Genomic DNA, 7,039 nt, shown 5'->3' with positions numbered 1-7,039 from the left:
TCTCGTAGCGGACGGGCGTGACCGGTCCCCGGCGCCTGGCCTCCCCGGTCACGCGGTCGACGTCGGCGAGCCTCGGCAGCCCCGAGCGGGCGACGATCCTCGCGCAGGTGCGGGCGGGCACGCCCGTGACGGCGGCGAGGGCGAGCGGGGCCAGGAGCATGGAACGCCTGGCCCCGATGACGCGCGCCTCGGCCTCGGCCGGCGTGGACCTCGGGAGCCTGCGGGGCCTGCTGGTCCTGTCCGACATCGGCTCGCCCCTGCGGGCGCGGGCGAGCCACTTGCTCGCGGTCTGGCGGCTGACGCCCATCTGGCGGGCGACGGACGAGACGCGCTCCCCGGCGACGACCCGGGAGACGAGCGTCTCCCGGCCCCTGGGCGTTAGCCTTGCGTTAGGATGTTGGGACATGGGATGGCCCCCTTCGCTGCAAGCCTAGACAACTCACAGCATGCGGGAGCCATCCCTATTTGTCATCCCCGGGGCGTAAACAACGTCTTGGCACTGAACAACTAGGCGACGCGCTGGGGCGCTGCCCGGCGGCTCGGCGTTTGCATCGCTGCATACATAAGAACGCAGGCGGGATCGGTGCGCGGAACGGCACCGACCCCGCCTCGTTGCGTATCGCTTCTTCCTGCGCGGAGCGCGGTTCCTAGAGCGCCATGCCGCGGGCGCGATCGATGCGCGCCATGCAGTCGTCGCGGCCGATGAGCTCCATGGTCTCGCCGAGGGGCGGGCTCACCATGGTGCCGCACACCGCCACGCGCACGGCCTGGAACACGACGCGCTTCTTGAGGTCGAGCGTCTCGGGCAGGGGCTCGAGTGCGGCATCGATCTCGGCGGCGTGCCAGGCATCGGCGGGAAGCGTGCCGAGCGCCACGCGCGCGGCGTCGAGCACCGTCCCCATGCCCTCCTTCGCGAGGCCTTTCGCCACGGACTTCTCGTCATAGGCGAGCATGTCGGCGGTGGCGAAGATGGGCGCGGCCACCTGCGCGGCGTCCGGCGTCATCTTCGTGCGCGGCCGCACGATGCCGGCGAGCAGGCTCCACCAGGCGTCCGGATGCGCCTCGCGCGCGACGCTCACGCCCGCAGCCTCGAGCGCGGGCAGCATGACCTGCTCGGTGAACGTATCGTCGTCCATGGCGTTGATGTACTCGGCGTTCATCCAGTCGAGCTTCTTGGGGTCGAAGGTCGCGGGGTTCTTCGAGATGCGGTCGAGCGAGAAGCGGCTCGCGAGCACGTCGCGCGGGATGATCGTGGTCTCGCCGTCGAGCGACCAGCCCAGCAGCGCCAGGTAGTTCACGAAGGCGTCCGAGAGGTAGCCCGCGTCGCGGTACTCCTCCACGCTCGTCGCGCCGTGGCGCTTCGAGAGCTTCTTGCCGTCCGCGCCGAGGATCATCGAGATGTGCGCGAAGACGGGCACGGGCGCGCCCAGGGCCTCGTAGACCATGACCTGGCGCGGGGTGTTCGAGAGGTGGTCGTCGCCGCGGATCACGTGCGTGATGCCCATGGCGGCGTCGTCCACCACCGTGGTGAAGTTGTAGGTGGGCGTGCCATCGGAGCGGAAGATCACGAAGTCGTCGAGCTCCTTGGCGTCGAACACCACGCGACCGTGGACGGCGTCCTCGATGACCACGTCGCCGCGGTCCTCGGGCACCTTGATGCGGATGGTGTAGGGCTCGCCGGCCTCCATGCGCGCGCGGGCCTCGTCGGCCGGGATGTTGCGGCAGCGGCGCTGGTAGCCCTGGAAGGGGTCCTTGCGGGCGCGGGCGGCCTCGCGGTCGGCCTCGAGCTGCTCGGGCGTGCAGAAGCAGGGGTAGGCCTTGCCCTCGGCGAGCAGGCGCTCGGCGGCCTCGCGGTAGAGGTCGAGGCGCTCCGTCTGCGCGTACGGGGCGCAGGGACCGCCCACCTCCGGGCCCTCGTCCCAATCGAGGCCGAGCCAGCGCATGGCGCGCAGGATGATCTGGGTGTTCTCGTCGGTCGAGCGCGTCGGGTCCGTGTCGTCGATGCGCAGGATGAACGTGCCGTGGTTCGCACGGGCGAACGCCCAGTTGTAGATCGCGGTGCGCGCGCCGCCGATGTGGAGCTTGCCCGTGGGTGAGGGGGCGAAGCGGACGCGGACGGGTGAGGTCATGGCTGCTCCTTATCTGCTGCCGGTAGGTCGCTTGGAACAGCTCAGCATTATACGGCATAGAAGAATGCGGGGAATGTGGCCATTCCGTGCCAAAATAGGGTACTAAGGTAGGAATGAAGGTTCGCGCGCTCAGCCCCCGCTCGTGGCGGCGCGCCCGGTCGAGGAGGCCGCGTGGCTCAAGATGACGGCATCGTCGTGCGCGCGCACGACATCTCATATGTGCGGCATACGTATCGCTCGTTCGAGTTCGCCTCGTTCGAGGCGCGCGCGGGCGAGGTGCTCGCGTTGCTCTCGTCCACGCACGAGGCGGCGCGCGACGCGCTGCTTGCCGTGGCGGGCCTCGTGCGCCCGACGTCCGGCTCGCTCGAGGTGCTCGGGGCAGCGCTTCCGGCGCGCGGCGGGCTGCGTGCTTCGGGTGCGGTGCCCGTCCAGGCGGGGCTCGGCGTGTTCGAGCGCGTGGCGCCCGTCGAGGAGGGCCTCACGGTCGAGGGGCTCGCGACGCGGGAGGCTCGCCTCCACCATGCCGACCCCGATGTGCTGTCGCTGCTCGCCGCCGTGGGTGCGGCGACGCATGCGGGTGACCCCGCGCGCCGCCTGGGGCCGGAGCCGCGTGCCCGGCTCTCTGCCGCGCTCGCGCTCGCCGCGGGTGCGCGCCTCGCCCTCATCGATCTGACCGACGCGTTCGTGAATGGTCTCTCCGCGGAATCCGCGTGTGCGCTCATGGCGGATTTGCGGCGCTATGCCGCGGGGCACGGCGTCGCGGTGATCGTCGCGACGGGCGAGGTCGCGTGCGCCCGCGCGGCCGACGCTGCCTACGCCCTGGACTTCGATGCCGCCGAGGAGCTCGGCGCGAGCGGTGCGCACAAGGCCGCCGGTCACGCCGATGGGGCGGCTGGGATAACCGATACCCGAGATGGGATGGTGGCATGATGCGCCTGTGTTCCGATCTTGTGAGCGCCCTCCGCGCGCGCCTGCGCGGCGGACGCCGTGCCCCGGCGATGCTCATCGCCGCCTTCGCGCTGCCCGCGGTGCTCGCGCTCGTGCTCGTCGCGGCGCTCGCACCCGCGCTCGACGCGCAGGCGCGCATACCCGTCGCCGTCGTGAACCTCGACGAGGGCGTCGCGGGCTCGGGCGGCTTCACGGTGAACTCCGGCGCGGAGCTCGTGGACTCGCTCGCGGATTCCGCCGACCTCGCGTGGGATGCCGTCGACGAGGAGACGGCGCTCGCCGGGCTCTCGGACGGGACGTACGCGCTCGTGCTCGAGATCCCCGAGGACTATTCCGAGAAGGTCGCGAGCCTGGACGGCTCCGACCCGTCCCGCGCCCAGCTCGAGATCATCTCGACCGGGTCTGAGAACGTGCTCGCCACGCAGGCCGGGTCCGCCGCGCTCAAGCAGGTGCAGACGCGCCTGCGCGCCGACCTGGGCGAATCGTATCTCCTGCGCGTGCTCAACGGCGTGAACGCGCAGGCCTCGAGCCTCACGCTCACCGCCGACGGCGCGGTCATGCTCGACGCTGCCTACGACGCGCTCGAGCAGGGGACGGGTGCGATCGCCGAGGGGCTCGAGCAGACGGCTGACGGCACCGAGGCCCTCGCCTCGGGTGTCGACGCCATCGCGAGCGGCGTGAACGCGGCCGGCACGGGTGCCGTGGCGGTCTCGGACGCCATGGACGGCGTCGCCGCGACCTACGGGCAGCTCGCGCCTGTGGCGAATGGGGTCTCCGCGGGACTGAGCGGCATGTACCAGGGGCTTTCGCTGCTGACGGGGAAGGTATCTGAGTCGCTCGATGAGGCTATGGCGGCGCTGGGGTCGCTGGGGGAGCTTCAGGGCACGCTTGCCGAGCAGGTTCCGGCGCTTTCGGGTGCCGCCGCCGATATGGTGGCAGACGAGGAGGCGCTCTCCGCTTCTGCGCAGGGGGTGCGCGACGGCATCGATTCGGCGCGCTCGGGTGTCGAGGCGGTGGGGCAGCAGGCGTCCGACCTGCAGGAAGCCGTTGCCGGTTCCGATGGCACGGGCGGGCTCGTCGGAGACGTGAGCGCGCTCAACGAGATCGCTGGTAGCTGGCTCGCTGGGGAGAATGAAGAGCAGATCGAGGACAAGATCATCGATCTCGCTGAAGCGCTGCAGACCGATGCATCCCAGCGCACCGAAGCGCAGCAGCAGCTCGTGGATGAGTTCACCGCGGACACGCAGCGATACGAGGCGCTATCCGAGGGAATCGATAACCAGGCGGGCGCTGTGAAGCAGCAGGCGGCCGATGCCGTTCAGGCAGCTTCGGATGCGTCGCAGGGCCTCGAGCGCGCCGATGCGTTCGTCGGGACGTTCGAGGAGGCGGCGGGCACCCTCCAAGATGCTGCGTCTCGCGCGTCCGCATCCGCGGGGACGGTCGCCGGTTCGCTGCAAGGCGCTGCCGGCTCCGTTACGCGTCTGCAGATCGCGCTCGGCACCGCGAGCTTACTTACCGATAAGGGCGTCACCCTCGAGCCGGGACAGGATCCGGTGAGCCTGACGAGCCTGGTGGGCCAGCTCGCCCCGACGAGCGCCCTCGGCCAGGGCGTATCCGCACTCGCGGCGAGCGTGTCGGCGACCCCGCAGGCGCTCTCGGGCTTCTCCTCTGCCGTCGACCAGCTCGGCCAGGGCAACCTCGCCCTCGGTCAGGCGCTCGGCACGGTGGGAACCGGCGTCTCCAGATTAGGCGACGGGCTCTCCTCGCTCGCGGGCGTGGAGGGCCAGCTCGCGAGCGGCATCGGCCAGCTGCGCGAGGGTCAGCAGACCATCAACGACACGCTCTCCGTCGCGGGCGACGAGCTCGGCGAGATCGCGAGTTCGCGCGATGAGCGCGCCGAGGTCGCCGCCGCGCCCGTGTCGCTCACCACGACGAGCATCGATCGCGTGGAGGGCGCCGCGTCCCTCGTGCCCGCCGCGCTCGCCGTCGTGCTGTGGCTCGGCGCGCTCGCGGCGTCCTACGTGCTCCCCGGACCCGACCGCCGTGCCGTCCTCGCGGGGCGCGCCGTGTCGAGCGCGCTCTCGAGCATCGCGCTCACGGCGGCGTTCTGCCTCGTGCAGGGGCTCGTCGCGGCTGCTGCGCTCGTGCTGGTCACGGGGGCGCCCGCCGACGCGCCCGCGTTCGCCGCGCTCATCGTCCTCGGCTCGCTCGCGTTCGGCGCAATCGCCTGCGCGCTCAGGCTCCTGTGCGGCCGCTTCACGGCGCCGGTCTCCCTCGGCATCCTGGCGGTCCAGCTGCTCTCGGCGGGGACGGTCCTGCCCGCGGCTTTCACCGGGGGCGTCTTCTCCGCCCTGGGCGCGGTGCTGCCCGTGCCCGTCCTCGCCGAGGCGCTGCGCGGCGCGATCGCGGGGTCGGCGACGGGGCTGGGCATCGCCTGCGCCGCGCTCGCGATCGCGCTCGCGGTGGGCGTCGTAGCCTCGCTCGCGGCGGTCGCCCGGTGGCGCGCCGTGCGTCCCGAGCGTGCCTTCGCGTAACGACGGGAGAGCTGTGCTTTTCGCCTGATGTCCCGTTTGTGTCCGCCCCACGCGGTACAATCTCCTCGCTACGATCACCGGGCGCGCCGCGTCCGAAGCGCCCCGCGGAATGGTAACGGCCGCCGGGGCCTACAGAAAGGGGCTTTTATGCCGAATGACGCTCGTTCCACCACGCATCCCCGCAGCTACCTCTTCACCTCGGAATCGGTGACGGAGGGGCATCCCGATAAGATCGCCGACCAGATCTCCGACGCCGTGCTTGACGCGATCCTCACCAAGGAGGCGCGCCTCGAGGCGCAAGGGTACGTCGATACCGAGGGCGTCCCCGCCAAGCTCGAGCACGTCCGCTGCGCCGTGGAGACGATGCTCACCACGGGCATGGTCGTCATCTCGGGTGAGATCCGCACGCAGGCCTACGTGGACATCCAGGAGATCGCCCGTGGCGTCATCACGCGCATCGGCTACGACCGCGCGAAGTACGGCTTCGACGGCACCACGTGCGGCGTCATCAACATGATCCACGGCCAGAGCCCCGACATCGCCCAGGGCGTCGACGAGAGCTACGACGTCCAGGCGGGGACGACCACGGACCCGCTCGACCTCATCGGCGCGGGCGACCAGGGCATGATGTTCGGCTATGCCACCGACGAGACCGAGGTGCTCATGCCCATGCCGCACTACCTGGCGAGCCGGCTCGCCGAGCGCCTCGCGGCCGTGCGCCATGCGGGCACGCTGCCGTACCTGCGCCCGGACGGCAAGACGCAGGTCACCGTGCGCTATGAGGACGACCACCCGGTCGCGGTCGAGACCATCGTCATCTCCACCCAGCACGCGCCCGAGATCGAGGACATGGGCATCATCAAGGCCGATATGCTCGAGCACGTGATCGCGCCCGTCATGGACGCGGCGGGGATCCCGTGGGAGGGCGCGCAGGTCTACGTGAACCCCACCGGCAGGTTCGTGGTTGGCGGCCCCATGGGCGACACCGGCCTCACCGGCCGCAAGATCATCGCCGATACCTACGGCGGTTCCGGACGCCACGGCGGCGGCGCCTTCAGCGGCAAGGATTGCACGAAGGTCGACCGCTCGGGTGCGTACGCCGCGCGCTGGGTGGCGAAGAACGTCGTGGCGGCGGGGCTCGCGAGGCGCTGCGAGGTGCAGCTCGCCTATGCCATCGGCGTCGCGCACCCGCTCTCCGTCCTTATCGAGACCTTCGGCACGGAGCAGGTGCCCATCGAGGTCATCGACCGCGCGGTGAACGAGGTATTCGACCTGCGCCCGGGCGCGATCATCCGCGACCTCGACCTGCGCCGCCCCATCTACGAGAAGACGGCCGCCTACGGGCATTTCGGCCGGAACGACCCGGATTTCACCTGGGAGCGCACCGACCGCGTGGACGAGCTCCGCGCCGCGTGCGGGCTGTAGGGG

Annotated in this window: 4 protein-coding genes and 2 pseudogenes; 3 read left to right on the top strand and 3 right to left on the bottom strand. The window is 71.0% G+C overall.

Annotation, left to right across the window (positions count from 1 at the left end; genetic code table 11):
* From B5G02_RS10340 to gltX, 3 genes and pseudogenes are all read right to left on the bottom strand, one after another.
* A pseudogene (locus B5G02_RS10340) lies at nucleotides 1-247 on the bottom strand (IS481 family transposase); the annotation flags it as partial.
* 3 nt (nucleotides 248-250) lie between these two features.
* Nucleotides 251-406: pseudogene (locus tag B5G02_RS10335) on the bottom strand (helix-turn-helix domain-containing protein); the annotation flags it as partial.
* 241 nt (nucleotides 407-647) lie between these two features.
* Nucleotides 648-2,129, bottom strand: a complete 1,482-nt coding sequence (gene gltX / locus B5G02_RS09080; RefSeq protein WP_094335983.1) for a glutamate--tRNA ligase — start codon at nucleotides 2,127-2,129, stop codon at nucleotides 648-650.
* Between the two features lie 171 nt (nucleotides 2,130-2,300).
* On the opposite strand from gltX, the gene B5G02_RS09075 reads away from it, so the two are divergent.
* The 3 genes from B5G02_RS09075 (at nucleotide 2,301) to metK (ending at nucleotide 7,036) form a co-directional block, all read left to right on the top strand.
* Nucleotides 2,301-3,059 (top strand): hypothetical protein, encoded by a 759-nt coding sequence (locus B5G02_RS09075; protein WP_094335982.1) that lies wholly within the window; start codon nucleotides 2,301-2,303, stop codon nucleotides 3,057-3,059.
* The gene (locus tag B5G02_RS09070) at nucleotides 3,056-5,611 is read left to right on the top strand and encodes a YhgE/Pip family protein (RefSeq protein ID WP_241146215.1); all 2,556 of its coding nucleotides are present in this window, start codon (nucleotides 3,056-3,058) and stop codon (nucleotides 5,609-5,611) included. The genes B5G02_RS09075 and B5G02_RS09070 overlap by 4 nt, the downstream gene beginning before the upstream one ends.
* A 147-nt stretch (nucleotides 5,612-5,758) precedes the next feature.
* Nucleotides 5,759-7,036, top strand: a complete 1,278-nt coding sequence (gene metK, locus B5G02_RS09065; RefSeq protein WP_094335981.1) for a methionine adenosyltransferase — start codon at nucleotides 5,759-5,761, stop codon at nucleotides 7,034-7,036.
* Nucleotides 7,037-7,039 lie beyond the last annotated feature (3 nt).

Origin of the sequence: [Collinsella] massiliensis (genome assembly GCF_002161605.1) — a bacterium.
Lineage (GTDB): Bacteria > Actinomycetota > Coriobacteriia > Coriobacteriales > Coriobacteriaceae > Enorma.
The sequence above is the reverse complement of the archived record's forward strand: the minus strand, read 5'-3'. Positions and strand labels throughout refer to the sequence as shown.

What these genes read in the sequence shown, in the direction of transcription:
- gltX (WP_094335983.1), bottom strand. Translation starts at nt 2,129, where the DNA reads ATGACCTCACCCGTCCGCGTCCGCTTCGCCCCCTCACCCACGGGCAAG.
- B5G02_RS09070 (WP_241146215.1), top strand. Translation starts at nt 3,056, where the DNA reads ATGATGCGCCTGTGTTCCGATCTTGTGAGCGCCCTCCGCGCGCGCCTG.
- metK (WP_094335981.1), top strand. Translation starts at nt 5,759, where the DNA reads ATGCCGAATGACGCTCGTTCCACCACGCATCCCCGCAGCTACCTCTTC.